Genomic DNA, 25,780 nt, shown 5'->3' with positions numbered 1-25,780 from the left:
AGGACACATGCCCACGATCGACCGCATCGACGGCTATGCCGACGAACTCACCGCTATCAGGCGCGACCTCCACGCCCATCCCGAGATCGGCTTTGAGGAAGTGCGCACCTCCGGTATCGTCGCCGACAAGCTGAAGAGCTGGGGCATCGAGGTGCATCGCGGTCTCGGCGGCACCGGCGTGATCGGCGTCATCAAGGGTAAGGGCACGAGCGGCAAGCGCATCGGCCTGCGCGCCGATATGGACGCGCTGCCGATGGAAGAGAACACCAATCTGAAATGGAGCTCGAAAATTCCCGGCCGCTTCCACGGCTGCGGCCACGACGGCCACACCACCATGCTGCTCGGCACCGCGCGCTATCTCGCCGAGACCCGCAATTTCGACGGCACCGTGCACCTGATCTTCCAGCCGGCCGAGGAAGGCCTCGGCGGCGCCCGTGCCATGATCAAGGACGGACTGTTCGAAAAATTTCCCTGCGACGAGCTCTACGGCCTGCACAACGCGCCCGATCTCAACCACGGCGAGATCGCGATTCTGCCGGGCCCGGCGATGGCCGGCGCCGACTTCTTCGACCTCCGCATCACGGGCTACGGCGCGCATGGCGCGATGCCCGAGCGATCCAAGGACGCGGTGATCATCGCGACCACGCTGGCGCAGGCGATCCAGACCATCGTCAGCCGCAACGTCGAGCCGCTGCAATCCGCCGTCATCTCGATCACCCAGATCCATGCGGGCTCCGCCTATAACGTCATCCCAGGCGAAGCGCATCTTTGCGGCACCATCCGCACCTTCTCCAACGAAGTCCGCGCCATGATCAGCGAGCGCATCCGCACGATCTGCGCTGGTATCGCCGCCGCATTCCAGTGCGAGATCGCGGCCGACATCCGCGACACGTTCGGCGTGCTGGTCAACCAGGTTGAGCAGTCCAAGGTGGTCGAGGAGGTCGCGCGCACCGTGGTCGATCCTGCCAACGTGATCACCCGCGCCCAACCGAAGATGGGCAGCGAGGATTTTGCCGACATGCTGCAGACCATCCCCGGCGCCTATTTCTGGGTCGGCCATGACGGCTCGGTGCCTGTGCACAATCCCGGTTTCGTGCTCGACGACAAGATCCTGCCGATCGGCGCCAGCATGTTTGCCCGCATCATCGAAACCCGCATGCCGGTGGGTGGCAATGCATAAAGAGAGCGTCGAAGAGACGGTCACCTCGCTGCATGATCTGTCGGCGGTCGATCTGATCGCGGGCTATCGCGCCAAGCAGTTCTCGCCGAGCGAGGTGCTTGAAGACGTGCTTGCGCATGTCGCGGCGTGGGAACCGCATCTGAAGGCGCTCTATGCATTCGATCCCGACGGCGCGCGCGAGGTCGCAAAGGCCTCGACCGCGCGCTGGAGCGGCGGCGAGCCGTGCGGCGCACTGGACGGCGTGCCTGTTACGGTGAAGGACAACATCGCGACCAAGGGCGTGCCGGTGCCGCTGGGTGCTGCCAGCGTCAAGCTGGTGCCGGCCGAGAAGGACGCACCGCCCGCCGCGCGGCTGCGCGAGGCCGGCGCCATCATCTTCGCCAAGACCACCATGCCCGATTACGGCATGCTGTCCTCCGGTCTCTCCAGCTTTCACGCGCTCGCGCGCAATCCCTGGGACCTCTCCAAGAATCCCGGCGGCTCCAGCGCGGGTGCGGGCGCCGCCGCTGCCGCCGGCTATGGTCCCTTGCATCTCGGGACCGATATCGGTGGCTCGGTGCGCCTGCCCGCCGCTTGGTGTGGCCTCGTCGGATTGAAGCCGAGCTTCGGCCGCGTGCCGATCGATCCCGCCTATGTCGGCCGCGTCGCAGGTCCCATGACCCGCACGGTCGACGATTGTGCGCTGATGATGAGCGTGATCGCCAAGCCCGATCGCCGCGACGGGATGAGCCTGCCGGCCGAGCCGCTCAACTGGAAGGGGCTGGAGAAGTCTCCGCGCAAACTGCGCATCGGCCTGATGCTCGATCCCGGCGTCGGCCTGCCGCTGGACAAGCCGGTGCGCGAGGTCGCCGTGAAGGCGGCCAAGGCGTTCGAATCCGCCGGCGCGATCGTGACCGAGGTCGACGGCATTCTCACACGCGACATGCTCGACGGCCTCGACAATTTCTGGCGTGCGCGCATGTGGGACGATCTGTCCAAGCTGACGCCGGCCGAGCAGGCCAAGGTGCTGCCCTACATCTTCAAATGGGGCGAGTCCGGCGCAAAGCTGTCAGGCGTCGACGTCATCCGCGGCTTCAATCAGACCATGGCGATCCGCGCAGCAGCAGGAAAGCTGTTCTGCGAGATCGACTATGTGATCTCGCCGACCGCGCCGAATGTGAACTATCCGGCGGAATGGGCCTCGCCCACCAACGATCCCATGAAGCCGTTCGAGCACATCGCCTATACCGTGCCGTGGAATATGTCGGAGAATCCCGCGATCTCCGTCAACGGCGGCTTCGACGCCAAGGGTTTTCCCATTGGCGTGCAGATCGTCGGCCGTCGCTTCGACGATATCGGCGTGCTCGGCATGGCCAAGACTTTTGAAGGTCTACGCGGCCCGCAGCGGCCTTGGCCGAGCCCGCCGGCGGGTTAGAATCGCATCTAGCGTCTGCGCACAACTCGTCATGCGCGGGCTCGACCCGCGTATCCATCCTCTCCGAAAAAGATGGATTGCCGGGTCAAGCCCGGCAATGACAGAATTGATTCAACAATGACAAGGGAAGGAAACCACCATGGCCTATGAGACGATCAAGTACGAGGTCGCCGAGCAGATCCTCACCATCACGCTGAACCGGCCCGACAAGCTCAACGCCTTCAACGCACAGATGCAAGCAGAGCTGATCGACGCGTTCGACGCCGCCGACAAGGACGACAATATCCGCGCCATCATCGTCACCGGCGCGGGCCGCGGCTTTTGCGCGGGCGCCGATCTTTCGTCCGGCGCGGATACGTTCGACCGCGACGCGCGCCGCGGGCCGGTGAAGCGGCTCGCCGACGGCAAGGTCGATTACAGCGATCCGCAGGTGCGCGACGGCGGCGGCCAGGTGACGCTACGCATATTCAAATGCTTGAAGCCCGTCATCGCTGCCGTGAACGGCCCTGCCGTCGGCATCGGCGTCACCATGCAGCTCGCGATGGACATCCGCATCGCCTCGGATGCCGCTCGCTTCGGCTTCGTGTTCTCCCAGCGCGGCATCGTGCCGGAGGCCGCCTCGAGCTGGTTCCTGCCGCGCATCGTCGGCATCTCGCAGGCGCTGGAATGGTGCTATTCCGGCCGCGTCTTCCCGGCACAGGAAGCGCTCTCCGGCCGTCTCGTCAGCAAGGTCGTGCCGCCCGATGATCTCCTGCCGACGGCGCGCGCGCTTGCCCAGGAATTTGCCGCCAAGACCGCGCCGGTCTCGATCGCCCTGATCCGCCAGATGATGTGGCGCATGATGGGCGCGGACGATCCGATGGAGGCGCACAAGATCGACAGCCGCGGCATATACGCCCGCGGCCGCTCCGACGATGTGAAGGAAGGCGTGGTGTCGTTCCTGGAAAAGCGTCCGGCGCAATTCAAGAACAAGGTGTCCAGCGATATGCCGGACTATTTCCCGTGGTGGACCGAGCGGGAATATAAATAGTTCACGGTCATTCCGGGGCTCGCGAAGCGAGAACCCGGAATCTCGATTCCGGGTTCGCCCTTCGGGCGCCCCGGAATGACGGTGGTAAAACTCAATCCATCACCAGCGCCACGCGGCCGATCGCCTTGCGCTCGATCAGCAATCGCATCGCCTTTGCATAGTCTTCCAGCGGCAGGCGATGCGAGACGTTGGGACGCAGCTTGCCCTCCTCCGCCCATTGCAGCAGCGCCTTCAGGCGCACGTCGCCGAGTGCGGGATTCCTTCGAACCGCTTCGCCGGCGCGCACGCCTAACACGCTCGCGCCCTTGATCAACAGGAGATTGGTCTTGGCCGAACCGATGCCGCCGGTAAAGCCAATCACCAGCAATCGCGCGCCCCAGGCGATGCAACGCATCGAATCCTCGAACACCTGGCCGCCGACGGGATCGAACACCACATCCGCGCCGCGGCCGTCGGTGATGTGCTTGACAGCATCGCGAAACGGCTCACGATCGTAGCGGACGAGATGATCGGCGCCGCGCGATTTCGCGATCGCCAGCTTCTCGTCGCTGGAGGCGGTTGCGATCACGGTCGCACCCAGCATCTTGCCGATCTCGACGGCCGCGAGACCGACGCCGCCGCCGGCGCCATGCACCAGCAGCACCTCGCCCGGCGCGACCCGGCCGCGATCGATCAGTGCATGATAGGCCGTGCCATGACCAGCGAGATAGGTCGCGGCCTCAGCATAGTCGAAAGTGGACGGCTTAGGGGTGAGTTGCGATGGCGTCACCACCGCTTCATCCGTGAAGGCGCCGTGGCGCATCTTCACGATGACCTTGTCGCCGACGGCAACGCCCCTCGCCTCCGCACCCACCTCGATGACGTCCCCGGCAGCTTCCATGCCGGGCGTGAACGGCAGCTCCGGCTTGAGCTGATATTCGCCAGCCGCCATCAGCACGTCGGGAAAGTTCAGGCCGGCAGCGCGGATCGCAACGCGCACTTCGCCGGGCTTTAGCGGCGGCGACGGAAACTCCTCCAGCCGCAACGTCTCGGGCGCGCCGAGTTCGCGGCAGATGACGGCCCGCACCATCAGGCCGCACTCGCCTTTTGACGCTGCAGCGCCTCGCGGATCAGCGGCAGGCGGTCGTTGCCAAAGTACATGTCGGTCTTGCCGACGAAGATCGTCGGCGAGCCGAAACCGCCACGCGCCACGACCTCTTCGGTATTGGCCTTGAGCTGGTCTTTGATGCCCTGCTCTGCGATGCCGGCGAAAAATTTCTGCTCGTCGATGCCGACCTTCTTGCAGATGTCGGCGAGCACCGCGTCCTGCGAGATGTCCCTGTCCTCGCCCCAGTAGGTCTCGAACACGGCCGCGGCGAACGGCACCATGTGATTGCCGAGCCAGATGCAGCCGCGCATCGCCTTGACGCTGTTCACGGGAAACACGGTCGGCGGCATCTTGATCGACAGGCCTGCCGAGCGCGCCCAATCGGCGAGATCCTTCTTCATGTAACGCGCCTTGAGCGGCACCGGCTTTTCGCGCTGCGCGTAGACGCTCGGATTGACCGTGTTGAAGATGCCGCCGACCAGGATCGGCCGCCAGATGATCTCCGCGCCGAGCTCCTTCGCCAGCGGCTGGATGTTGTGAAAGGCGAGATAGGTCCAGGGGCTGGAACAGTCGAAGAAGAATTCGATCATGGCGTTTCCGGTCCGGCGTCGCGGGGTTGACGACTTTTGTCGTTCTGTACCTCGACGTTAAGACATGGCAGGAAGAGGCGCAACATAACCCGCCGGGAGGCCGCCATGCTGTTTCCAACCACGATCGCCGGCTCCTTGCCGAAGCCGGAATGGCTCGCCGAGCCCAACATGCTGTGGGCGCCCTGGAAATCGCAGGGCGAGGAGCTCTTGCGCGCCAAGCGCGACGCGACGCTGATCTGGCTGAAGATCCAGGAGGACGCCGGCATGGACATCGTCACCGAGGGCGAGCAGGCCCGCCAGCATTTCGTGCACGGCTTCCTGGAGAAGGTCGAAGGCATCGACTTCGCGCACAAGGTCGAGATGGGCATTCGCAAGGACCGCTACAAGGCGATGGTGCCGCAGGTAGTCGCTCCGCTCCGGCTCAAGGGCCGCGTTCATGCCGACGAGGCGCGCGTCGCGCGCTCGCACACGAAAAAGAAGCTGAAATTCACGCTGCCCGGCCCCATGACCATCATCGACACGATTGCGGACCGCTATTACGGCGACCGCGTGAAGATGGCGTTCGCTTTCGCCGAGCTGCTGAACGAAGAGGCCAAGGCGCTCCAGGCCGACGGCGTCGATCTCGTGCAGTTCGACGAGCCCGCCTTCAACGTCTATATGGACGAGGTCAACGACTGGGGCATCAAGGCGCTGGAGCACGCGGCGCAGGGTCTCACCTGCGCCACCGCCGTGCACATCTGCTATGGCTACGGCATCAAGGCCAACACTGACTGGAAGGCGACGCTCGGCAGCCAATGGCGGCAGTATGAGCAGATCTTCCCGGCAATCGATGCCAGCCCGATCCAGCAGGTCGCGATCGAGTGCCGCAATTCGAAGGTGCCGCTCGACCTGCTGGCGCTGCTCAAGACCAAGATTGTGCAGGCCGGCGTGATCGACGTAGCCAGCGACACGGTGGAGACGGCGGACGACGTCGTGAAGGTGATCGAGGCAGTGTCGAAATTCGTCCCGAAGAGCAACATCATCGCCACCACCAATTGCGGCATGGCGCCGATGCGGCGGGAGATCGCCGAAGCCAAGCTGATGGCGCTCGGCGCCGGCGCGGCGCTGGCGCGCGAGAAACTCGGGTAATGGCAAGGGCGCGCTGTGCTAAGGCAGCGCCGTCGGATGCAACACGGGCGCGTAGCCGGAGTTCAATGTGCGCAGCGTCGAGGGCGGCGTCAGTAACGTCGCTTCGCCAAGCTGACGCTCGACCGCGGTATAACCCGCCGGCGACCACAACAGCGCCCTGCCCCGCATCACCAGAAAACTCTCCTCGCCCTGCTGAACCATTGCGCCGTCGGGGAGCTGGTCGAGCGGCACCAGCAGTACGTGCAGTCGTTTGCTGCCGTGATCGAGCCGCTCATGATGCAGCACCGTGTCGATGTCGTGCATGCGGACGCCGTGCACGCGATTGCCCTTTTCCCACGCAGCCCGGAAGCGATTGGCATCGTCGCGGCGGCAATAGAAGCAGGGGCGATGGCCGGCGGCGAGCGCAGTGGCCTCGTCCAGGAAGAACAGCTCGGTCCAGCTTCGCTGTGCCATCACCTCGCGGCGCCGTCCGCGGAATTCGCAAGTGCAGGTGAGCCAGGCCGGCGACGACCACCGCTTCCGAAGCAGCGTCTTCGTCGCGGGATCATGGATGATGCCGCGATTGCCGGTGAACAGGCCGCGATGGGGCGTGGCAATGATCTCACCAGTCGGCGTGACGCGATTTTGCAGGGGCATGGCTGCCTCCGCCCGTTAAACCGACGTCATTCCGGGGCGGTCCGCAGGACCGATCCCGGAATCTCGAGATTCCGGGTTCGATGCTTCGCATCGCTCCGGAATGACTTCGTCTCTCACGCGGCCCCGTCGCGAAGCGGCGGGTGGTAGGACAGCGCAGTGTCCCAGGGGAAGAAGATCCAGGTATCCTGCGACACTTCCGTGATGAAGGTATCAACCAGCGGACGCCCCATCGGCTTGGCGTAGACGGTGGCGAAATGCGCATTGGGCAGCATCTCGCGCACCAGCTTGCCGGTCTTTCCGGTATCGACAAGGTCGTCGACGATTAGAAGCCCCTTTCCGGTGCCGCCGCCGAGCTTCATCGCCGCCTCGGAAATACTCTTGAGGACCTGAAGCTCGCCCTGCTTGTTGTGGTCGTAGCTGGCGATGCAGACCGTATCGATCACGCGCACGCCGAGCTCGCGCGCCACGATCGCGGCCGGCACCAGGCCGCCGCGGGTGATCGCGATCACTGCATGGAACGGACCGACCTCGTTGAGACGCCAGCTCAGCGCCCGGCAATCCCGGTGGAATTGGTCCCAGGAGACCGGGAAGGCCTTGCCCGCCCGCTCCTGCGCGCTCAGTTCCGGTGATTCACCCGCCATTGTCGTCTCCTGCTTCGTAAAACGTCCGGCAAGCCGGGCGCTTTAGCGGGTGATGTTCAATCCCGCCAGCATTTCCTTCACCGCCGACATCGCCGCCGCGAGCTTATCCGCATCGCGCGAGCGCACCACCAGATTGGTGTTCGGCCTTTGCTCCTCATCCATGAAGGGATAGCTGCCGATGATGGTGTCGGGATGGGCGGCCGCGATCGCGCGCAGCGGGCTGCCGATGTCGCCCTCGCGCGCATTGGCGCGGACCGATTCGGAAAGCATGCGTACGCCGGATTTCAGCTTGGGCGAGACGATGTCCATCATCGCCTGCATGATCGAGGGCACGCCGGCCATCACGATGACATTGCCGATCTTGAAGCCCGGAGCGAGGATGGTCGCGCTCTGGATCAGCTCAGCACCGTCAGGGATGCGAGCCATGCGCAAGCGGGCCTCGTTGAGGTCCTGCTCGCTCCAGCGCTCGCGGAAGCGGGCGACCACCTCCGGGTGATGGTCGATGCCGACGCCGAAGGCCTTGGCGACGCTGTCGGCAGTAATGTCGTCATGGGTCGGGCCGATGCCGCCGGTGGTGAAGACATAGGTGTAGCGCTGCCGCAGTGCATTCAACGCGGCGATGATGTCGTCCTCGTCGTCGGAGACGATCCGGACTTCCTTGAGGTCGATGCCGATATTGGTCAGGTATTCGGCGATGAACCCGATGTTCTTGTCCTTGGTTCGGCCGGACAGGATTTCGTCCCCAATGACCAGAATGCCCGCCGTGACGATCTCGCTCATAAAACTGTCCCTCACCTGTGGCGCCAACTTTGCCGAGGTAACGCGTTGAAGTCACGCGGTTTTGCCGCCGAAATAAGCAGTCCTCAGCCATTTTTTCAGGCAAGCCGCCGGCCATCCTCGGCAAATGCCCATCCTCCATGCTTATCGCGCTGGCCCGCCCCTTGCTACCACATGAAAGTCATGCACTCTTGCCGCATGGCCACAGGACGTTGCGGTCTCCACCAAGGCCGGCGCGACTTGGCTCATGCCGCAACGCCTGGGAGAACAGTCGGGATCTATGGCAGTCGCGTTTGATGAAATGAATATTCCCGGCGGCGACCTGCGGCCTGCTTATCAGGAGCTGGCGCGCTGGCTCAAGGAGACGCCTCCCGAGGCCCTCGAATATCGCCGCCAGGAGGCGGAGTTGCTGTTCCGCCGCATCGGCATCACCTTTGCGGTCTATGGCGAAGCCGAGTCGACCGAGCGCCTGATCCCATTCGACGTGATCCCGCGGATCATGTCCGGCAAGGAATGGGCGCTGCTGGAGAAGGGCCTGAAGCAGCGCGTGCGTGCGCTCAACATGTTTTTGCGCGACATCTATCACGGCCGCGATATCCTTCGCGCCGAAATCGTGCCCGACGACCTGATCTTCCAGAACCCGGTGTTCCGGCCCGAGATGAACGGCCAGCAGGTGCCGCACGATGTCTATGTGCACATCGCCGGCATCGACATCGTCCGGACCGACGCTGAAGACTTCATCGTGCTGGAGGATAATGCGCGGACGCCTTCGGGCGTGTCCTACATGCTGGAAAACCGCGAGATCATGATGCGGCTGTTTCCGGATCTGTTCGCCCGCCACAGGGTGGCGCCGGTCGAACGCTATCCGGACGAGCTTCTCGCGGCGCTGCGCTCGGTCGCGCCGCAAAGCGCCTCCGGCGAGCCGACGGTCGCCCTGCTCACGCCCGGCGTCTACAACTCCGCCTATTACGAGCACTCGTTCTTGGCCGACAAGCTCGGCATCGAGCTGGTCGAGGGCCGCGACCTCATTGTCAAGAACAACGAAGTGTTCATGCGGACGACGGAGGGGTTGAAGCGGGTCGACGTGATCTACCGCCGCGTCGACGACGATTTCCTCGATCCGCTCACCTTCCGCCCCGACTCCGTGCTCGGCGTGCCGGGCCTGATGTCGGCCTATGCGGCCGGCAACATCACGCTCGCCAATGCTGTCGGCACCGGCATCGCCGACGACAAGGCGATCTACTCCTACATGCCCGACATCGTAAAATTCTATCTTGGCGAGGAGCCGATCCTGAAGAACGTGCCGACCTGGCGCTGCCGCGAGCCGAAGGATCTCGCCTATGTGCTGGACAATCTGGGCGAACTCGTCGTCAAGGAAGTCCATGGCTCCGGCGGCTACGGCATGCTGATCGGCCCCGCCGCGACGAAAGCCACGATCGAGGCCTTCCGCGAAAAACTGAAGCGTGAGCCGGAAGGCTTCATCGCGCAACCGACGCTGGCGCTCTCCACCTGCCCGACCTGTACCGCAAGCGGCCTCGCCCCGCGCCATGTCGACCTGCGGCCTTTCGTGCTCACGGGCAGCAAGCGCACCACGATCGTGCCGGGCGGGCTGACACGCGTTGCACTGAAGGAAGGCTCTCTGGTCGTCAATTCCAGCCAGGGCGGCGGCACCAAGGACACCTGGATTTTGGACGAGTAGAGATGCTGTCGCGTACCGCCGAAAACCTCTACTGGCTCGCTCGCTACGTCGAACGGGCCGAGTACCTCGCGCGCACCATCGATGCGACGCTGCGCGTCACCGCGCTTCCCGCCGCCTATATCGGCAAGACCAATGAATGGGACTCGGCGCTGCTCACCGCCGGTGTCGCCGGCAGTTTCTATCAGCAATATGAGGAAGCCAACGAGCACAACGTCGTCGATTACCTCTCGTTCTCGGCGGCAAACCCGTCCTCGATCAAGAACTGCATCGAGGCGGCCCGCCTCAACTCGCGCTCGGTGCGCACCGCGCTCACCAGCGAGATGTGGGACACCATCAACTCGGCCTGGATCGAGCTTCAGGCGGTCTGGAGCAAGGGCACCTCCACGCGGGAGGACCTCGCAAAATTCCTGCGCTTCGTGCAGGAGACCTCGCTGCGCTTCGACGGGTCGGCCTACCGGACCATGCTGCGCAACGACGCCTACTGGTTCTCGCGGATGGGCGTGCATCTCGAACGCGCCGACAACACCGCGCGCATCCTCGATGTGAAGTATCACGTGCTCTTGCCCGAGAAAGAGCATGTCGGCGGCCCGCTCGACTTCTATCAGTGGAGCTCGATTCTGCGCTCGGTCTCGGCGCTGACGGCCTATCACTGGGTCTATCGCGAGACGCTTAAACCGTGGCTGATCGCAGACCTGCTCATCCTCAACGACACGCTGCCGCGCTCGCTGGCAAGCTGCTACGGCAATCTCGTGCGCAACCTCGACCAGATCGGCGTCGCCTATGGCCGCCAGGGCCCCGCTCAGCGCCACGCCCGCGGCATCCGCAACCGGCTGGAACACAGCAATATGAACGACATTTTCCAGCACGGCGTGCATGAATTCATTCAGGAATTCATTACGGACAATTCAAGGCTGGGCGAAATCATCACGAAGCAGTATTTGATCTGATACAGGCTGTCATTCCGGGGCGCCCGAAGGGCGAACTATGGTGCGCAATTGCGCACCTGAGAATCTCGAGATTCCGGGTCTGGTCCTTCGGGCCATCCCGGAATGACGGAGCAAGTTAATCACCATGCGCCTGCGAATCCAGCACAGCACGACCTATCGCTACGAGCCGCCGGCGACCAGCGTGATCCAGATCCTGCGCATGACGCCCGGCAGCCATGACGGGCAATACGTGGCGGAATGGCAGATCGACGTCTCGACGGACACCAAGCTCGACACGCACGAGGACGCGTTCGGCAACGTCACCCATGTGCTGTCCTGCGGTCCCGTCGGCGACATCAAGATCACCGCCGAAGGCCTGATCGAGACCCACGACACCGGCGGCGTGCTGCGCGGCACGGACGAGCGCTTTCCGGCCGGCATGTTTCTGCGCTCAACCGACCTCACCTCCGTCAATCCAGCGATGATGGCGGTTGCGCGCCAGTTGCGCAGCGAGGCCGAGAGCGACACGCTCGGCTTCCTGCACACGTTGATGACCGAGATCGGCGATCACATGACCTTCGACGAGGACCCGACCAACAGCGGCACCTCGGCGGCGGAGGCGTTCACGCTCAAGCGCGGGGTCTGCCAGGACTACGCGCACATCTTCATCGCCTGCGCACGCAGCGGCGGCGTGCCGGCGCGCTTCGTCTCCGGACACTTCCTGCGCTCTGACGGTACGGTGCACCAGGAGGCCGGCCACGCCTGGGCGGAGGCCTACGTGCCCGATCTCGGCTGGGTCGGCTTCGATCCCGCCAACAGCATCTGCGCCACCGACGCCCATGTCCGCGTCGCGATCGGACTCGATTATCTCGGCGCAGCCCCCGTGCGCGGTACCCGCTATGGCGGCGGCACGGAGACTCTGGCGGTGGCGGTCAAGGTCGAGCAGGCCGGCCGCGGCGGGCAGTCGCAATCGCAGTCACAGCGGCAAAGCTAACTCGTCGTTCCGGGCGTGCCTCAGCACGAGCCCGAAATCCATTGGCCGCAGAGTTAGCGGAGGAATGGATTTCCGGCGCCCCGGAATGACGACATGATCCCTAGGAATCGGGGTTGGAGCGGCTCCCGAAATTGGCTAGTAATTCCGCGCAAACGCGTTCGGGGACTGGAAATGACCTATTGTTGCGGAATCCTGGTTCGGGACGGTCTGGTGATGATCGCCGACACCCGCACCAATGCCGGCCTCGACAACGTCTCGACCTTCCGCAAGCTGCACATCTTCTCCAAGCCCGGCGAGCGCATCATGGCGATCGCCAGCGCCGGCAACCTCGCCATCAGCCAGTCGGTGCTGTCGACGCTGACGGAAGGCCTGGAGGACCCCGACACGGGCGAGATCGAGACGCTGATGAACGCGCCGACCATGTTCCAGGCCGCCCAGCGCATCGGCCGGGCGATCCGGGCCGTGCACGCGACCGAAGGTCCGGCGCTGAAGTCCGAGGACGTTTCCTTCGACGTCTCCTTCCTGTTCGGCGGCCAGATCAAGGGTTCCCGGATGCGCCTGTTCATGATCTACACCGCGGGCAATTTCATCGAGTGCACCACAGATACGCCGTACTTGCAGATCGGCGAGCACAAATACGGCAAGCCGGTGCTCGACCGCGCCATGCACTACGACGTCGAGCTTTACGAGGCGCTGAAGACCGGCCTGATCTCGATGGACTCCACCATGCGCTCGAACCTCGGCGTCGGCCTGCCGATCGACGTGCTGGTGGTGCGCAACGATGCCTGCGAGGCCGATCTCAATCACCGCATCGAGGCGGGCGAGCCCTATTTCCACGATTTGCGCTCGCGCTGGTCGGCGGCGTTGCGCGCCGCACATCAGAACATTCCGCGCCCGCCCTACAAGAACGAAAAAGAACCCAAAACCTGACAGCATGACAAAAGGCAGGAAACGATGAGTGAAGCAAAAAAGATCGCAGTGGTGACGGGCGCCGGCACCGGTGTCGGGCGTGCGGCGTCGCTGGCGCTGATGAACACCGGCTTCACCGTGGTGCTGGTCGGGCGCAGGCTCGACATGCTCGAGGAGACCGCAAAGCTCGGCCCCGCAGGAAAAAGCCTGTGTGTCACCGCCGACATGACCAAACCGGACTCGATCGCGGCGCTGTTTGCCAAGGTGAAGGAGACCTATGGCCGCCTCGACCTGCTCTTCAACAACGCCGGCATGGGCGCGCCGGCCGTCAACTTCGAGGATCTCAGCCTTGAGCAGTGGCAGGCGGTAGTGAACACCAACCTCACCGGCCCGTTCCTGTGCACTCAGCACGCCTTCCGCATCATGAAGGACCAGACCCCGCGCGGCGGCCGTATCATCAACAATGGTTCGATCTCGGCACACGCGCCGCGGCCGTTCTCTGCCGCCTACACCTCGACCAAGCACGCCATCACGGGTCTCACCAAGGCGTCCAATCTTGACGGCCGCATGTATGACATCGCGGTCGGCCAGGTTGATATCGGCAATGCCGCCACCCCGATGACCGACCGCATGGTCAACGGTCCCGGCGTGCTCCAGCCCGACGGCACCACCAAGCACGAGCCGCGCATGGATGCCAAGGCGGTCGGCGATGCCGTCGCCTACATGGCGAGTTTGCCGCTCGACGCCAATGTGCTGACCATGACGGTGATGGCGACCAAGATGCCGTTCGTGGGGCGGGGGTAAACAAAGAACGCAGCGCCTCCACAATCATCCTTGCGAGCGCGGCGAACCAATCCAGGATTTCTCTGCGGAGGGATTCTGGCTTGCTTCGTCGCATCAGCGCAAAATTGCTTCGCAATTTTGTCGCGAGCTCCTCGCAATCACGCGTCGAAGGGCGGAGTGTTACTCCAAACTCTCCACCTGGCGCAGGCTCGGGAACAGCTTCATCCACAGGAGCGCCACCGCGACGGTGGCGACGCCGCCGAGCGCAGCGGCGGGCATGGCGCCGAACAGGGCGGCGGTGAGGCCGCTCTCGAACTGGCCGAGCTGGTTCGAGGCATTGATGAAGAGGAAATTCACCGCTCCGACCCGGCCGCGCATCTCGTCGGGCGTGGACAGCTGCACCAGTGAGAAACGGATCACGACGCTAATCGTGTCGGCGGCGCCGAGAACGGCGAGCGCGAGCACCGAGAGCCACATCCAGGACGACAGCGCGAATACGATCGTGGCGACACCGAACACGATCACGGCCTGAAACATGCGCAGGCCCACATGCCGCGAGACGGCGTGACGCGCCAGCACCATGGTCATCAAGAGCGCGCCAACCGCAGGTGCCGCACGCAGCACGCCGAGCCCGACTGGCCCGGTCTGGAGGACGTCGCGGGCATAGATCGGCAGCAGCGCCGTCACGCCGCCGAACAACACTGCGAACAGATCAAGCGAGATGGTGCCGAGGATCGCAGGATTACTGCGGATGAAGCGGACACCGGCAAAGATGTTGTCCGAGTTCGTCCCTTCCTTGGCGACCGCCTGCGGACGCGGCCGGATGAAGCCGGTCAAGATCATCCCAAGGATCCAGAACAGCACCATCACTGCATAGGCGAGATGCGGCGCCACCGCATAGGCAAAGCCGCCGAGCGCGGGCCCCGTAATGGTCGCGACCTGCGCCGCGCCGCTGGAGACCGCGGTGGCGCGCTGGAGAGAACCTTGCGGTGCGATCAGCGGCAGCAGCGCCGCCGTGGTCGGGCTCTCGAAGGCGCCGGCAATGCCGAGCACGAAGGTTGCGACGAAGATCTGCACCTCGCCGACCGCGCCGAGATAGGTGATCACAGCGAGATAGAGTGCGGTTGCCGCTTCCACGAGCTGACAGAGCTGGACGACGCGCTTGCGCTCGTAGCGGTCGGCGGCATGGCCGGCGACGAACACGAGCAGCGCGGTGGGCAGAAACTGCACGAGGCCGACCATGCCGAGATCGAAGGCCGAGCCGGTGAGATCGTAGATCTGCCAGCCGATCGCGACCGCCGCGATCTGGCTGGAGAAACGCGACAGGCTGCGCGAGAGCAGGAAGAACAGGAAGGCGCGGTGGGCGAGGAGCGCGCGGGCACTGACCGGCGGATTACCGGATATTGACTGCTCTGGCATCGCCGCTTCGACCACCTCTTGGATCGTCTTTTGGGTCACCCTCGGACCGTCCGTGCCCTGATCTCGACGCGCCCCCGCGTGACTGAGGGGGACCGGCTTGTCAACAGCGGGACGCCTCCCGCATGTCCCGGCATTGCCTTTGCAACGCAGGCGCGGCCATAATCATTGAGGCTTTGGGGACATCATGCTGCGCTTGCAATCGGCACTCGGCATTTTCGCATTGCTGCTGATCGCCTTCGCGCTCGCAGAGAATCGCCGCGCCGTATCGCTGCGGCAGGCGGCGATCGGCCTCTTCGTCACCTTCGTCACCGCCATCGTCCTCCTGAAGTTACCCGCGGTCGCGCGCGCCTTCGGCGCCATCAACGACGCGGTCGGCGCGATCTCCGCGGCCTCGCGCGCCGGCTCCTCGTTCGTGTTCGGCTATATCGGTGGCGGCGCCCTGCCCTTCGAGGTCAAAGTGCCCGGTGCGGATTTCATCCTGGCGTTCCAGGCGCTGCCGATCGTGCTGGTGATGAGCGTGCTGACGACGCTGCTGTTCTATTGGCGGGTGCTGCCGCCGATCGTGCGGGGCATGGCCTGGCTGCTGGAGCGCACCTTAGGGGTCGGCGGCGCCGTGGGGCTGTCGACCGCCGCCAACATCTTTCTCGGCATGGTCGAGGCGCCCCTGTTCGTGCGGCCGTATCTGAAGCAGATGACCCGCAGCGAATTGTTCCTGGTGATGACCGGCGGCATGGCCGGCATCGCCGGCACCGTGCTGGTGCTCTATGCGACGCTGCTGGCACCCCTTATCCCCGATGCCGCCGCGCACTTCGTCATTGCCTCCGTGCTGGGCGCGCCGGCCGCGATCCTCGTCAGTCTGATCATGGTGCCCGAGACATCCGACAGACGCACCGGCGGCGCGCTGGAAAATCCCGAGATGGAGGTCTCCGGCACGATGGACGCGATCGTGAAGGGCACCACCGCGGGCCTCGAGCTGCTGCTCAACATCGTCGCAATGCTGCTGGTGCTGGTGGCTCTGGTCTATCTCGTCAACGCCATCCTTGGCCTGCTGCCCGATATCGGCGGCGCCGCGATCTCGTTGCAGCGCCTGCTGGGCCTCGCGATGGCGCCGGTGTGCTGGCTGATGGGATTGCCATGGGACCAGGCGGTCACCGCCGGCAGCTTGATGGGCACGAAAACCGTGCTCAACGAATTGATTGCCTATGTCGACTTCTCAAAACTGCCGCCCGACGCGCTCGATCCGCGCTCGCGCCTGATCATGCTCTACGCGATGTGCGGCTTCGCCAATTTCGCCAGCCTCGGCATCATGATCGGCGGCTTAGGGGTGATGGCGCCGGAGCGGCGCGAGGAGATCAACGCGCTGGGGCTGAAGTCGATCGTGTCGGGGACGCTGACGACGTGCCTGATGGGAGCGGTGGTGGGGGTATTGAACTAGACTTCTCTCCGCTTGTCATTGCGAGCGAAGCGAAGCAATGCAGTCTGCATCCGCGGAGAGATTCTGGATTGCTTCGTCGCAAGGGCTCCTCGCAATGACGAGTTGAGAGGCCTGCGCCCCTCCAACAATAGCGCCTACGCCTTCAACTCCACCGTCTTGAACTCCGCCGGCAGGATCACCTCCAGCAATTCCACATCGTCCGAGTAATCCAGAATCATGTGCTTGATCTTCGGCGGCTGGGTCCAGGCGCTGCCCTCTTTCATCAAGGTCTCGCCCTGCCCGTCCATATAAGTCTTCACCCAGCCCTTGAGCACGTAAACCATCTGGAATTCGACATCGTGATAGTGAAGCTTTGAGACCTCGGCCGGATTACACGGGCCTTGCAGACGGATGACATGCGCTTGCGCCAGGCCATGGGTCGCATCGGCGATGCCAAGGTCGCGATATTTGGCATAGGCGCGCAGGCCGTCGGCTTTGAAATCCTCTTCGCGGTGATGGCTGATGGCGATGCGCTGCTTGGGCCGGGCGGGTTTGCTCTGAGCGAGCATACGCGCCTTCGCCTTCACTGCCTTGCGCGCCGCGGATCGAGCTGCGGCCTTGGCTCCACTCCGCTTCTTCACCGCGGCTTGCGCTGCGCTGCGCGATCTTACTTTTTTGACCATCGGCCCGCCTCCCGTTGCTTGTTATTATGCGGCGAGACTAGCACAGAACGAGATGATGTAGCGGGGGCAAAGCGAAACGTGCCCACCATTGCGAGAAGCAGTCGCGGAGACGGTGGGCGCGGCGCGAGCGCGCCTTTGCTCGCCTACGAAGCCGGTGCTCGATCTCAATGCAGCCGGAACACGCCGTCGACAGCGCGGAGTTCGGCCGGCTTGATCAGCTTGCAATGCGCCACGGTAACCGAGTGCAGGGGGCCGTCGAGCCTTTCCTGCCAGAACGCCAGGAAATCCTTCAGCGCCGGAAATTTCGGAAACATGTCGTAATTCTGCCAGACGTAAGTCTGGAGCAGCGACGGATGATCCGGCATCCGATAGAGAATTTGCGCCGTCGTCAGCCCGTAACCCAGCATCTGCTTCCGGAAATCCTCGGAAACGCCCCCACTCTGCAGTCCCATGCCAAACCTCCTTTGCAGGAGCGCATTCAAGGGGCGGCCTGGTCGGTGTGCGCCTTACGAGCCACCCGGTACTGATGCGCTCACATGTGAGAAATGTGACGCAAACTGACAATTCATCTCAAGCCCAAAAGTTTAACAAGCTGTTGAAATTCAATGCGTTAGCAGCAGATGCGGCTCCGTGCTAATACGGCCCGGCGCACCGTTAACGATGTGAAAGAGATTCTGGCAGTCCGCGCTTCCGGGTGCTAATTTTCTGCTAGAAGCCCTTGCCCCCGCAAAATTCCTGTCCTATTTCTTCCTCGCCTGTGCTAGCACTCGCGGGCAACGACTGCTAACAACCTCGAATTCCTCAACTCTTGCAATTGCTTAGGAGGACTGCATGAAATTCCGTCCGCTTCACGACCGCGTCGTGGTCAAGCGCATCGACGCAGAAGAGAAGACCGCTGGCGGCATCATCATTCCCGACACTGCCAAGGAAAAGCCCTCCCAGGGCGAAGTCATCGCCGTCGGCCCCGGTGGCCGCGACGAGTCCGGCAAGCTGATCCCGATCGACCTCAAGGTCGGCGACCGCGTGCTGTTCGGCAAGTGGTCCGGCACCGAGGTCAAGATCGACGGACAGGATCTGCTGATCATGAAGGAGAGCGACGTTATGGGCGTTCTCGAAGTCAGCGAGTCCAAGAAGAAGGCGGCTTAAGAGCCCCGCTCCCTTCCCTTTAAATTTCAAGGAAAAATCCAGATGGCAGCCAAAGAAGTCAAATTCTCGGTTGAGGCGCGCGACAAGATGCTGCGCGGCGTCGACATCCTCGCCAACGCGGTGAAGGTCACGCTCGGTCCCAAGGGCCGCAACGTCGTGCTCGACAAGTCGTTCGGCGCTCCCCGCATCACCAAGGACGGCGTCACCGTCGCCAAGGAGATCGAGCTCGAGGACAAGTTCGAGAACATGGGCGCCCAGATGGTGCGCGAAGTTGCCTCCAAGTCCGCTGACGCGGCCGGCGACGGCACCACTACCGCGACCGTGCTCGCGGCCGCGATCGTGAAGGAAGGCGCCAAGTCTGTCGCCGCCGGCATGAACCCGATGGATCTCAAGCGCGGTATCGACCTCGCGGTCGAAGCCGTGGTGGCAGACCTCGAGAAGAACTCGAAGAAGGTTACCTCGAACGACGAAATCGCCCAGGTCGGCACCATTTCCGCCAACGGCGACGCCGAAATCGGCAAGTTCCTCTCCGACGCCATGAAGAAGGTCGGCAACGAGGGCGTGATCACCGTCGAGGAAGCCAAGTCGCTGGAGACCGAGCTCGACGTCGTCGAGGGCATGCAGTTCGACCGCGGTTACATCTCGCCCTACTTTGTCACCAACGCCGACAAGATGCGCGTTGAGATGGACGACGCCTACATCCTCATCAACGAGAAGAAGCTCTCCTCGCTGAACGAGCTGCTGCCGCTGCTCGAGGCCGTTGTGCAGACCGGCAAGCCGCTGGTCATCGTCGCCGAGGACGTGGAAGGCGAAGCGCTCGCGACCCTGGTCGTGAACCGCCTCCGCGGCGGCCTCAAGGTCGCGGCCGTCAAGGCTCCGGGCTTCGGCGATCGCCGCAAGGCCATGCTCCAGGACATCGCGATCCTGACCGGCGGCCAGGCGATCTCGGAAGACCTCGGCATCAAGCTCGAGAACGTCACGCTCAACATGCTCGGTCGCGCCAAGAAGGTGATGATCGACAAGGAGAACACCACCATCGTCAACGGCGCCGGCAAGAAGGCCGACATCGAGGCGCGCGTGGCCCAGATCAAGGCGCAGATCGAGGAGACCACCTCGGACTACGATCGTGAGAAGCTCCAGGAGCGTCTGGCCAAGCTCGCCGGCGGCGTCGCGGTGATCCGCGTCGGCGGCGCGACCGAGGTCGAGGTGAAGGAGCGCAAGGATCGCGTTGATGACGCGATGCATGCGACCCGCGCGGCCGTGGAAGAAGGCATCGTCCCCGGCGGCGGCGTCGCCCTGCTCCGTGCCTCCGAGCAGCTCAAGGGCCTGCGCACCAAGAACGACGACCAGAAGACCGGCGTCGAGATCGTGCGCAAGGCGCTGTCGGCGCCCGCTCGCCAGATCGCTATCAACGCCGGCGAAGACGGCTCGGTGATCGTCGGCAAGATCCTGGAGAACAAGGCCTATAATTACGGCTTCGATTCCCAGACCGGCGAATATGCCGACCTCGTCAAGAAGGGCATCATCGACCCGACCAAGGTGGTCCGCACCGCGATCCAGAACGCAGCCTCGGTGGCCGCGCTCCTGATCACCACGGAAGCCATGGTCGCCGAGCTGCCCAAGAAGGGCGGCGCCGGCCCGGCGATGCCCCCCGGCGGCGGCATGGGCGGCATGGACTTCTGATCCAGCCATCTCAAGGAGTACGAAACCCCGGCAGCAATGCCGGGGTTTTTGTTTTGGGCAACCTTCCCGCCACCGCCATTCCGGGGCGCGCCCTCTTGGGCGCGAGCCCCGGAATGACGAGCGGACGGAGCGCAGCGCAATCCGGCCACGCACACCGCCTGGATGACGAGACCATTCACCGCACCTTCCCCAGCCGCTCCATGTGCGGCTCGCCGTCTTCGTCGAACGACCAGAAGATCCGCGTCACCTTCCCGACGAGATTGTCCATCGGCACGAAACCGAATGTCGACGTCATGCGGCTGTCGGTGGAATTGTCCCGGTTGTCGCCGAGCACGAAGAAGTGGCCCGGCGGCACCGTGAAGACATCCGTATTGTCCAGGAAGCCGTTATCGATGCAGTCATAGGTCACATAGGACACGCCGCTCGGCAGCGTCTCGCGCCACCGCTTGACCTTGAAGCTGCCATCCACACCGCAGGCGATGCCTGCGAGCCCGTGCTCGAGCGGCGCGCGTCACTGGACGGTCGTTGAGCATGAGCTGGCCCTGCCGCACCTGGATGCGGTCGCCGGGCAGCCCGACCATGCGCTTGACGTAATCGACCGAACTGTCCTTCGCCGTCCGGAACACGACGATTCGCCATATTCCGGTTCGGCGGCGAACAGGCGGCCCGAGATCCAGGACGGCGCGAAAGGAAAGGAATAGCGGCCGTAGCCATAGGCATATTTCGCGACGAAGACGTAGTCGCCGACCATCAGCGTCGGCGCCATCGAACGAGAAGGGATGTTGAACGGCTGATACAGCAAGAAGCGAAACAGGAACGGCGGCGACCACAGCAGCGGAATCAACAGGATCAGGATGACAATCGCCTTCCATTCACGCGACTGCGCCGACGACCGCGGCCGGAATGTTTCCTGAATGGTCATGCACCTGCCCTGATCAAATCCGTAGCCGTCGCGAGATTACGCAACTTTCGCGCGCGTGCAATCCCGGCTCCGTGATCTCGGTCGCATAGGTTCGGCCATTCATGGCAAGGGCGACACAACGGATATGTGAAGGCCGCCCATGGGCCTTCGGGTTTTCACGCGCTCTCGGGTTATCCCCGCGCAAGTTCGCTGAAACACGCTCGCAGCCAGTCGATCGTCACACGTGTCGCGGCGTCGCGCTTGAGATGGTTTTGCACGAGCAGCCAGACGTCGCGGCGTTTCGGCAGCAGCGTGGCGCGCAGGCGGCGATCGCCGAGCAGCTCGGTGCAGCTGTGCTCCGGCAACACGCCAGCGGCCTGATGCGAGCGGATCAGGGTGCGGATGATGCGGACATTGTCGGTCACGCAGCGAGGGCGGATTTTCTTCGTCCGCAGGAATTGCATCTCGGGAATGGCGCCGAGCTCGTCCGGATAAGCGCATAGCACCGGCTCGCCTTCAGTCGCGTCCGGTTCAAAATAGTAGATGCGGATGTCGCCGAGCCTGGAGATCGAAAAGTCGCCCTTGTCGGGCTTGCGCAGGCGGATCGCGAGATCGGCCTCCCAGCGCGAGAACCTGACGTTCTCGCTCGAGGTCAGGAATTGCAGCGTCAGGCCGGGATTGGCGCGCAGGAACTCGCTCGCATGCGGGGACAGCACCTCCTCGGCGACCGCATTGGTCGCGGCGATGCGCAGCCGCCCCACGGGGCCGGGCATGCTCTCACTGATGCGACCGATCTCGGCGGCATGCGCGGCCATGGCTTGGACGTGCGCCAGCACCGCCTCGCACTGACGCGTCGGCTTGCGGACACCGTCGGCAGCCTCAAACAGGCGCAGGCCGAGCGCATATTCGATGCGCGCCAGCCGACGTCCGACCGTGGTCTCGTCGATGCGCAGCCGCGCGCTGGCGCCGGCATAGGTGCCCTCGTCTCTGACCGCGGCGATGATGCGAAGATCGTCCCAATTCATGGTTTCAAGGCTACATCGGCTGGCATTGGCCTGCAATATCGCAGCCGTCGGCTGCAATATCCCTGCATATCGGCAGGCTACCGACGAGCTATGCTCGGCCAACCTTACGCTTGGAGATTCTGAAGATCATGATGCCCGCAAAGACCCTGCTGCAGCTCGCCGGTGCCGACCTCACTCCGCCGCGTCTTGACGACGCCGCGCTGGTGCTGATCGACATCCAGAACGAATATCTCGCAGGTCCCCTCGCCCTGCCGGACGCCAAGCCTGCGATCGCGCGGGCGACCGTCCTGCTGGCGCGGGCGCGCGAGCGCGGATCTGCGATCATCCATATCGCCCATCGCGGCAAGCCCGGCGGCCTGTTCGATCGCTCCGCCGATCGCGGCGCCATCGTCGCCGAGCTCGCGCCGCTTGCGGACGAGCTCGTGATCGAGAAGGAGTTGCCGAACGCTTTCGCCGGCACCGGCCTGCAGGCGCAGCTCGCCGCCAGCGGACGCAACAACATCGTGTTGGCCGGATTCATGACGCACATGTGCGTCAGCTCCACCGCCCGCGCCGCGCTCGATCTCGGGTTTCGCACGACCATCGATGCCGATTCCTGCGCCACGCGTGATCTGCCCGACGGCCGCGGCGGCACGCTGGATGCCCGGACCATCCACGAGGTCGCGCTGGCCGAGCTCTCGGACCGCTTCGCGATCATCGCGCGCGGCGATGCGCTGGCGTGAAGGAGTTCAGGATGCTGCAGCTCTATTTCTTCCCGATGGCCTGCTCGCTCTCGAGCCGTATCGCGCTGATGGAGGCGGGCGTCGAGGCTCAGTATCACCTTGCCCATATCTGGACGAAGAAGGTCGTGGACGACGACACCGATTTCCGCGATGTGTCGCCGAAGGGCGCGGTGCCGGTCCTCGTCCTGGAGAACGGCGAGCGGTTGACCGAAAGCGCGGCAGTGCTGCAATACATCGCCGATGTGAGGCCGCAGGCGGGCCTTGCGCCCCGGTTTGGCGATCCCGACCGCTATCGCCTCCAGGAATGGCTGAGCTTCATCGGCGCCGAGATCCACAAGGCGTTCCTGTTTCCGGCCTTCTGGTACAAGGACGACGGCTCGCTCGCCAAGCCGCGCGCTAGAATTGTGCAGACATTGTCGGCGCCATCAGCGCATCTGGCGGACCGCGAATTCCTGGTCGGTCACGGCTTCACCGTTGCGGATGCGCATCTCACCTGGGCGTTGCTGCTGCTCCGTCATGCAGGAATCGATATCGCGCAGTGGCCATCGTTGGCCGCCTATCTCGAGCGCATGCAGGCGCGGCCCGCCGTGCGTGAGGCGATCGCGACCGAGATGGCGCTGCGCAAGACGATGGCGAGTTGAGCGCGTCTCACTCCACCCGCGCCAGCACCGCGAGCTTGCGGATGCCCTTGTTGCGGTAGGCGTCCAGGAACGCGTAATAATCCTTGAACGACACGCAGCCGTTGGAATCGCCGTTCGGACCGAGCATGAAGGTGTGCGCGAGCAGGCCGTCGCGGCCGTAGATCGCGCTCTCGCCGCCGAGCGGGGTCAGGCGCAGCGCCGGCACGCCGTGGAACAGCGCCTCGCGCGGCTTCAGCGTGTAGATGTGCGGCGGCGTCACACCGCGCATACGCTGGCGCTGGGAGCGCGGATCGTCGAGATTGGAGCCGAGGCCGGAATGCGCCTCGAGCTTGGTGCCATCGGGCAGATAAACCGTCTTGGCGGTGATGTCGTAGACCGCGGTGTCGCGCTCATAGGGCGGCGCACCGCCGAACATCGGATTCTGCTCCTTCGGCGCGATGGACGCTGTGATGCTGGCATCGGCCGAGGCATACGCCAAGAGCCCGCCGGACGGCTCACGCTTGCCCCAGAGTTTCTCGACCATCGATTGGCGCGGACCGGTGATCGACATCACCGCAGCCTTGGCGCGATCGGCGAAGGATTTTGGTTTAGCCTCGGGCGCCGGCACGATCTCGGCCGGATCGGCCGAGGCCAGCTGCACACCGGCGTCAGCGCGCTTGGCCTTGGCAGCGTCCACGATCTTGGCCGAGCCTTGCGGCTTCAGCGCGTCCGCGACCTTCGCGATCACGTTGGGCTTCGCGGCTTCCTTCGACGCATCCTTGATAGCGTCCTTGGCCTCGGCAACGCTGATTGCCGGCGCTGCAGGCGCGGCGCTGGCCGCGCTCGAGGCCACGCCTTGCGTCGCAGCCGCGGCAAAGCGCTCGTTGAACATCTCGCGCGAGATCGGCGCGGTCACCTGCAACCGGTCCGGCAGGAGCGCGAAGGTTTCCTTGACCGCCTCGCCCGCCTCGCGCAGCACCACCTTGGGTGCGCGCTTGATCACGGGCTCGTCGTAGCCGCTGTTGCCGACGGTCGGATAGACGCTGGCGCCAAGGATGTTGTGGTAGATGGTCCAGCCGGCGCCAATCACGACGCAGCCGATCGCCGTGGCGCCGAGCCAATTACGGGTGGTCATTTTCCGGGAAGATTTCCGCGAATAATTCTTCGAGAATTTCTTGGACTTCCGTGCCGCGTTACTCTGCGCAGCGATACTCGTACTCATTCGCCTTGCGTCCAGGACGGTGTCACTCAGTCCCCCTTCGAAGCGCCGCTGGTCACGATCCGGGACCAGCATCTCGCAGAGGGTCGGAGCGTCATTAAGGCGACTTTTAGTTAAATGCAGATTAAGTTCAGGCGGATATGGGGCAACTCGTTAACGTCGTCCCATTTCGGGAAAAAAGCCCGCAGAATTACGGCCTTAGCCGAAACTGTTAACCATGAATTCTCGACCGGTTCAGGCCGGCCACCCGACGCCTCCGCCCGCAGCCAAGACGCACCCAACAGCGCCTTTTTCGTGATCATCAAACTGGGCCTGACCACAGCGCCGAGGGGTTGCGAGGCTGGTGGACTCCAGCCGCCCTGCCGCGCGCCGGGCGGTCGCGGCAACAGCTCATGCAGGTCACGCACCGCGGGACGGAAGTGCTCACGCGGCACGGCGCTGTGACTGAAAGTTGATCGCGCCGGCCTGGAAATCGCCGCGACGAGAAAATAGCTCCTGAGTCAGTACTTTTCGGCAGCCTCTGCGTGTGATACGGTACCGTATCAACATCGCCTTGAACTGTGCCGAGCACGCAAACGGAGGCAGGCATGAGAGGCTTTTCGCGCGCCGGGTTTTGCGCCCTGGCGTGTTTATTGTTGTTGATTGGGTTTGCAAGGGCACAGTCTGCTGCCAATGCGGGCTGTACGGCATCGCCGTCGGCCGTGGGCACGCAGGTTTGGCGCTGCGACAACGGCATCACGATCGTTGCGGAAAACGGCGCCAGATTTGAACTAAAGGACGCCAACCGCGACGGACATATAGACTCCGTGGAATTGAGCAGCAAAGCCCTGCTGATCGAGGTGCCCAAGAAGCCCGGCGGCAATCCCTTCAAGGTGTTGACCCCGCAGGCGATCGCGGCGGTGCGCGGCACGAAATGGGCGGTCGATGTCGCGGACGCCAAGACCTCCGTGTTCGTCGCTGACGGCCGCGTCGGCGTGACCCGCAGGGCTCGTGGACGCGGTGTCGTGCTCGGACCCGGCGAAGGGGTCGATGTCGAGGCAACCGGCCCGTTGACCGTCAAGACGTGGGGCCAGCCGCGCGTCGACGCGCTGATGGCACGACTCGGACAATAAGCTGGGTCGATAAGGCTCAGCTCAATAAGATTTGGACAGTAG

Annotated in this window: 28 protein-coding genes; 15 read left to right on the top strand and 13 right to left on the bottom strand. The window is 64.0% G+C overall.

Going from position 1 to position 25,780, the window contains the following annotated elements; genetic code table 11:
* Window positions 1-7 precede the first annotated feature (7 nt).
* From IVB01_RS16905 to IVB01_RS16895, 3 genes are all read left to right on the top strand, one after another.
* The gene (locus IVB01_RS16905; RefSeq protein WP_247280086.1) at window positions 8-1,180 is read left to right on the top strand and encodes a M20 aminoacylase family protein; all 1,173 of its coding nucleotides are present in this window, start codon (window positions 8-10) and stop codon (window positions 1,178-1,180) included.
* Window positions 1,173-2,594 carry an amidase gene (locus IVB01_RS16900; RefSeq protein WP_247280087.1) on the top strand — a complete coding sequence of 474 codons (1,422 nt, stop codon included), beginning with the start codon at window positions 1,173-1,175 and terminating at the stop codon, window positions 2,592-2,594. The genes IVB01_RS16905 and IVB01_RS16900 overlap by 8 nt, the downstream gene beginning before the upstream one ends.
* Before the next feature lie 139 nt (window positions 2,595-2,733).
* A complete protein-coding gene (locus tag IVB01_RS16895) occupies window positions 2,734-3,624 on the top strand; it encodes a crotonase/enoyl-CoA hydratase family protein (RefSeq protein WP_247280088.1) in 891 nt (296 codons plus the stop codon).
* Between the two features lie 91 nt (window positions 3,625-3,715).
* On the opposite strand, the gene IVB01_RS16890 is transcribed toward IVB01_RS16895, so the two are convergent.
* Both IVB01_RS16890 and IVB01_RS16885 read right to left on the bottom strand, forming a co-directional pair.
* On the bottom strand, window positions 3,716-4,693 hold the full coding sequence (locus IVB01_RS16890) for an NADPH:quinone oxidoreductase family protein (RefSeq protein WP_247280089.1): 978 nt from the start codon (window positions 4,691-4,693) through the stop codon (window positions 3,716-3,718).
* Window positions 4,693-5,301 carry a 2-hydroxychromene-2-carboxylate isomerase gene (locus IVB01_RS16885; protein WP_247280090.1) on the bottom strand — a complete coding sequence of 203 codons (609 nt, stop codon included), beginning with the start codon at window positions 5,299-5,301 and terminating at the stop codon, window positions 4,693-4,695. Before IVB01_RS16885 ends, IVB01_RS16890 begins: the two co-directional genes overlap by 1 nt.
* A 105-nt stretch (window positions 5,302-5,406) precedes the next feature.
* Here IVB01_RS16885 and IVB01_RS16880 point away from each other — a divergent pair, with 105 nt between their 5' ends.
* A complete protein-coding gene (locus IVB01_RS16880) occupies window positions 5,407-6,429 on the top strand; it encodes a methionine synthase (protein WP_247494697.1) in 1,023 nt (340 codons plus the stop codon).
* Between the two features lie 18 nt (window positions 6,430-6,447).
* On the opposite strand, the gene IVB01_RS16875 is transcribed toward IVB01_RS16880, so the two are convergent.
* From IVB01_RS16875 to IVB01_RS16865, 3 genes are all read right to left on the bottom strand, one after another.
* A complete protein-coding gene (locus IVB01_RS16875; protein WP_247280092.1) occupies window positions 6,448-7,065 on the bottom strand; it encodes a hypothetical protein in 618 nt (205 codons plus the stop codon).
* A 113-nt stretch (window positions 7,066-7,178) separates the two neighbouring features.
* The gene (gene gpt, locus IVB01_RS16870; RefSeq protein ID WP_247280093.1) at window positions 7,179-7,706 is read right to left on the bottom strand and encodes a xanthine phosphoribosyltransferase; all 528 of its coding nucleotides are present in this window, start codon (window positions 7,704-7,706) and stop codon (window positions 7,179-7,181) included.
* A gap of 42 nt (window positions 7,707-7,748) precedes the next feature.
* The gene (locus IVB01_RS16865) at window positions 7,749-8,486 is read right to left on the bottom strand and encodes a molybdopterin-binding protein (protein ID WP_247280094.1); all 738 of its coding nucleotides are present in this window, start codon (window positions 8,484-8,486) and stop codon (window positions 7,749-7,751) included.
* A 277-nt stretch (window positions 8,487-8,763) separates the two neighbouring features.
* Here IVB01_RS16865 and IVB01_RS16860 point away from each other — a divergent pair, with 277 nt between their 5' ends.
* From IVB01_RS16860 to IVB01_RS16840, 5 genes are all read left to right on the top strand, one after another.
* Window positions 8,764-10,182 carry a circularly permuted type 2 ATP-grasp protein gene (locus IVB01_RS16860; protein ID WP_247280095.1) on the top strand — a complete coding sequence of 473 codons (1,419 nt, stop codon included), beginning with the start codon at window positions 8,764-8,766 and terminating at the stop codon, window positions 10,180-10,182.
* Between the two features lie 2 nt (window positions 10,183-10,184).
* Window positions 10,185-11,129 carry an alpha-E domain-containing protein gene (locus IVB01_RS16855; RefSeq protein ID WP_247280096.1) on the top strand — a complete coding sequence of 315 codons (945 nt, stop codon included), beginning with the start codon at window positions 10,185-10,187 and terminating at the stop codon, window positions 11,127-11,129.
* Between the two features lie 124 nt (window positions 11,130-11,253).
* Entirely contained in the window at window positions 11,254-12,102 is an 849-nt protein-coding gene (locus IVB01_RS16850; protein ID WP_247449060.1) for a transglutaminase family protein, read from the top strand.
* A 171-nt stretch (window positions 12,103-12,273) separates the two neighbouring features.
* Window positions 12,274-13,032, top strand: a complete 759-nt coding sequence (locus IVB01_RS16845) for a proteasome-type protease (RefSeq protein ID WP_247280098.1) — start codon at window positions 12,274-12,276, stop codon at window positions 13,030-13,032.
* A 24-nt stretch (window positions 13,033-13,056) separates the two neighbouring features.
* Window positions 13,057-13,815: an SDR family oxidoreductase gene (locus IVB01_RS16840; RefSeq protein WP_247280099.1), complete on the top strand. Its 759-nt coding sequence runs from the start codon at window positions 13,057-13,059 to the stop codon at window positions 13,813-13,815.
* 159 nt (window positions 13,816-13,974) lie between these two features.
* Here the strand turns inward: IVB01_RS16840 and IVB01_RS16835 are convergent, their stop codons facing one another.
* Complete coding sequence (locus IVB01_RS16835) at window positions 13,975-15,213, bottom strand: MFS transporter (RefSeq protein WP_247280100.1); 1,239 nt, start codon at window positions 15,211-15,213, stop codon at window positions 13,975-13,977.
* A 184-nt stretch (window positions 15,214-15,397) separates the two neighbouring features.
* Between IVB01_RS16835 and IVB01_RS16830 the strand changes: the two genes are divergently transcribed.
* Entirely contained in the window at window positions 15,398-16,648 is a 1,251-nt protein-coding gene (locus tag IVB01_RS16830; protein WP_247280101.1) for a nucleoside transporter C-terminal domain-containing protein, read from the top strand.
* A 134-nt stretch (window positions 16,649-16,782) separates the two neighbouring features.
* Here the strand turns inward: IVB01_RS16830 and IVB01_RS16825 are convergent, their stop codons facing one another.
* Together IVB01_RS16825 and IVB01_RS16820 are read right to left on the bottom strand one after the other, a co-directional pair.
* On the bottom strand, window positions 16,783-17,310 hold the full coding sequence (locus IVB01_RS16825) for a cupin domain-containing protein (protein WP_247280102.1): 528 nt from the start codon (window positions 17,308-17,310) through the stop codon (window positions 16,783-16,785).
* A 164-nt stretch (window positions 17,311-17,474) separates the two neighbouring features.
* On the bottom strand, window positions 17,475-17,762 hold the full coding sequence (locus IVB01_RS16820) for an usg protein (protein WP_247280103.1): 288 nt from the start codon (window positions 17,760-17,762) through the stop codon (window positions 17,475-17,477).
* 379 nt (window positions 17,763-18,141) lie between these two features.
* Here IVB01_RS16820 and IVB01_RS16815 point away from each other — a divergent pair, with 379 nt between their 5' ends.
* Both IVB01_RS16815 and groL read left to right on the top strand, forming a co-directional pair.
* Window positions 18,142-18,456, top strand: coding sequence for a co-chaperone GroES (locus IVB01_RS16815; RefSeq protein WP_247280104.1), 315 nt, complete (start codon window positions 18,142-18,144; stop codon window positions 18,454-18,456).
* 42 nt (window positions 18,457-18,498) lie between these two features.
* The gene (gene groL / locus IVB01_RS16810; protein WP_247458406.1) at window positions 18,499-20,139 is read left to right on the top strand and encodes a chaperonin GroEL; all 1,641 of its coding nucleotides are present in this window, start codon (window positions 18,499-18,501) and stop codon (window positions 20,137-20,139) included.
* Window positions 20,140-20,314: 175 nt separating this feature from the next.
* On the opposite strand, the gene lepB is transcribed toward groL, so the two are convergent.
* The 4 genes from lepB to IVB01_RS16800 form a co-directional block, all read right to left on the bottom strand.
* Window positions 20,315-20,608 carry a signal peptidase I gene (gene lepB / locus IVB01_RS35370; protein WP_346015466.1) on the bottom strand — a complete coding sequence of 98 codons (294 nt, stop codon included), beginning with the start codon at window positions 20,606-20,608 and terminating at the stop codon, window positions 20,315-20,317.
* Entirely contained in the window at window positions 20,538-20,720 is a 183-nt protein-coding gene (locus IVB01_RS35365) for a S26 family signal peptidase (RefSeq protein WP_253075131.1), read from the bottom strand. The genes lepB and IVB01_RS35365 overlap by 71 nt, the downstream gene beginning before the upstream one ends.
* A complete protein-coding gene (locus IVB01_RS35360; protein WP_253075130.1) occupies window positions 20,651-21,061 on the bottom strand; it encodes a S26 family signal peptidase in 411 nt (136 codons plus the stop codon). The genes IVB01_RS35365 and IVB01_RS35360 overlap by 70 nt, the downstream gene beginning before the upstream one ends.
* A 170-nt stretch (window positions 21,062-21,231) precedes the next feature.
* A complete protein-coding gene (locus IVB01_RS16800) occupies window positions 21,232-22,065 on the bottom strand; it encodes a LysR family transcriptional regulator (protein WP_247280760.1) in 834 nt (277 codons plus the stop codon).
* Between the two features lie 128 nt (window positions 22,066-22,193).
* Here IVB01_RS16800 and IVB01_RS16795 point away from each other — a divergent pair, with 128 nt between their 5' ends.
* Both IVB01_RS16795 and IVB01_RS16790 read left to right on the top strand, forming a co-directional pair.
* On the top strand, window positions 22,194-22,787 hold the full coding sequence (locus tag IVB01_RS16795) for a cysteine hydrolase family protein (protein ID WP_247280759.1): 594 nt from the start codon (window positions 22,194-22,196) through the stop codon (window positions 22,785-22,787).
* Window positions 22,788-22,798: 11 nt separating this feature from the next.
* Window positions 22,799-23,428 carry a glutathione S-transferase N-terminal domain-containing protein gene (locus IVB01_RS16790; protein WP_247280758.1) on the top strand — a complete coding sequence of 210 codons (630 nt, stop codon included), beginning with the start codon at window positions 22,799-22,801 and terminating at the stop codon, window positions 23,426-23,428.
* Between the two features lie 7 nt (window positions 23,429-23,435).
* Here the strand turns inward: IVB01_RS16790 and IVB01_RS16785 are convergent, their stop codons facing one another.
* Window positions 23,436-24,542: a DUF2778 domain-containing protein gene (locus tag IVB01_RS16785; protein ID WP_247280757.1), complete on the bottom strand. Its 1,107-nt coding sequence runs from the start codon at window positions 24,540-24,542 to the stop codon at window positions 23,436-23,438.
* Between the two features lie 671 nt (window positions 24,543-25,213).
* Between IVB01_RS16785 and IVB01_RS16780 the strand changes: the two genes are divergently transcribed.
* The gene (locus IVB01_RS16780) at window positions 25,214-25,738 is read left to right on the top strand and encodes a FecR domain-containing protein (protein ID WP_247280756.1); all 525 of its coding nucleotides are present in this window, start codon (window positions 25,214-25,216) and stop codon (window positions 25,736-25,738) included.
* Window positions 25,739-25,780: the final 42 nt, after the last annotated feature.

The sequence above is a fragment of the Bradyrhizobium sp. 164 genome (genome assembly GCF_023073715.1).
Classification (GTDB): domain Bacteria; phylum Pseudomonadota; class Alphaproteobacteria; order Rhizobiales; family Xanthobacteraceae; genus Bradyrhizobium.
The sequence above is the reverse complement of the archived record's forward strand: the minus strand, read 5'-3'. Positions and strand labels throughout refer to the sequence as shown.

Excerpts from the sequence above, each read along its gene's own strand:
- IVB01_RS16795 (WP_247280759.1), top strand. The coding sequence starts at position 22,194 with ATGATGCCCGCAAAGACCCTGCTGCAGCTCGCCGGTGCCGACCTCACT.
- IVB01_RS16880 (WP_247494697.1), top strand. The coding sequence starts at position 5,407 with ATGCTGTTTCCAACCACGATCGCCGGCTCCTTGCCGAAGCCGGAATGG.
- IVB01_RS16790 (WP_247280758.1), top strand. The coding sequence starts at position 22,799 with ATGCTGCAGCTCTATTTCTTCCCGATGGCCTGCTCGCTCTCGAGCCGT.
- IVB01_RS16835 (WP_247280100.1), bottom strand. The coding sequence starts at position 15,213 with ATGCCAGAGCAGTCAATATCCGGTAATCCGCCGGTCAGTGCCCGCGCG.
- IVB01_RS16815 (WP_247280104.1), top strand. The coding sequence starts at position 18,142 with ATGAAATTCCGTCCGCTTCACGACCGCGTCGTGGTCAAGCGCATCGAC.
- gpt (WP_247280093.1), bottom strand. The coding sequence starts at position 7,706 with ATGGCGGGTGAATCACCGGAACTGAGCGCGCAGGAGCGGGCGGGCAAG.
- IVB01_RS16860 (WP_247280095.1), top strand. The coding sequence starts at position 8,764 with ATGGCAGTCGCGTTTGATGAAATGAATATTCCCGGCGGCGACCTGCGG.
- IVB01_RS16825 (WP_247280102.1), bottom strand. The coding sequence starts at position 17,310 with ATGGTCAAAAAAGTAAGATCGCGCAGCGCAGCGCAAGCCGCGGTGAAG.
- IVB01_RS16785 (WP_247280757.1), bottom strand. The coding sequence starts at position 24,542 with ATGACCACCCGTAATTGGCTCGGCGCCACGGCGATCGGCTGCGTCGTG.
- IVB01_RS16845 (WP_247280098.1), top strand. The coding sequence starts at position 12,274 with ATGACCTATTGTTGCGGAATCCTGGTTCGGGACGGTCTGGTGATGATC.
- IVB01_RS16885 (WP_247280090.1), bottom strand. The coding sequence starts at position 5,301 with ATGATCGAATTCTTCTTCGACTGTTCCAGCCCCTGGACCTATCTCGCC.
- IVB01_RS16830 (WP_247280101.1), top strand. The coding sequence starts at position 15,398 with ATGCTGCGCTTGCAATCGGCACTCGGCATTTTCGCATTGCTGCTGATC.
- IVB01_RS16905 (WP_247280086.1), top strand. The coding sequence starts at position 8 with ATGCCCACGATCGACCGCATCGACGGCTATGCCGACGAACTCACCGCT.
- IVB01_RS16890 (WP_247280089.1), bottom strand. The coding sequence starts at position 4,693 with ATGGTGCGGGCCGTCATCTGCCGCGAACTCGGCGCGCCCGAGACGTTG.
- IVB01_RS16895 (WP_247280088.1), top strand. The coding sequence starts at position 2,734 with ATGGCCTATGAGACGATCAAGTACGAGGTCGCCGAGCAGATCCTCACC.
- IVB01_RS16900 (WP_247280087.1), top strand. The coding sequence starts at position 1,173 with ATGCATAAAGAGAGCGTCGAAGAGACGGTCACCTCGCTGCATGATCTG.
- IVB01_RS16800 (WP_247280760.1), bottom strand. The coding sequence starts at position 22,065 with ATGAATTGGGACGATCTTCGCATCATCGCCGCGGTCAGAGACGAGGGC.
- IVB01_RS16855 (WP_247280096.1), top strand. The coding sequence starts at position 10,185 with ATGCTGTCGCGTACCGCCGAAAACCTCTACTGGCTCGCTCGCTACGTC.
- IVB01_RS16780 (WP_247280756.1), top strand. The coding sequence starts at position 25,214 with ATGAGAGGCTTTTCGCGCGCCGGGTTTTGCGCCCTGGCGTGTTTATTG.
- groL (WP_247458406.1), top strand. The coding sequence starts at position 18,499 with ATGGCAGCCAAAGAAGTCAAATTCTCGGTTGAGGCGCGCGACAAGATG.
- IVB01_RS16850 (WP_247449060.1), top strand. The coding sequence starts at position 11,254 with ATGCGCCTGCGAATCCAGCACAGCACGACCTATCGCTACGAGCCGCCG.
- IVB01_RS35360 (WP_253075130.1), bottom strand. The coding sequence starts at position 21,061 with ATGACCATTCAGGAAACATTCCGGCCGCGGTCGTCGGCGCAGTCGCGT.
- IVB01_RS16840 (WP_247280099.1), top strand. The coding sequence starts at position 13,057 with ATGAGTGAAGCAAAAAAGATCGCAGTGGTGACGGGCGCCGGCACCGGT.
- IVB01_RS35365 (WP_253075131.1), bottom strand. The coding sequence starts at position 20,720 with ATGGTCGGGCTGCCCGGCGACCGCATCCAGGTGCGGCAGGGCCAGCTC.
- IVB01_RS16865 (WP_247280094.1), bottom strand. The coding sequence starts at position 8,486 with ATGAGCGAGATCGTCACGGCGGGCATTCTGGTCATTGGGGACGAAATC.
- IVB01_RS16875 (WP_247280092.1), bottom strand. The coding sequence starts at position 7,065 with ATGCCCCTGCAAAATCGCGTCACGCCGACTGGTGAGATCATTGCCACG.
- IVB01_RS16820 (WP_247280103.1), bottom strand. The coding sequence starts at position 17,762 with ATGGGACTGCAGAGTGGGGGCGTTTCCGAGGATTTCCGGAAGCAGATG.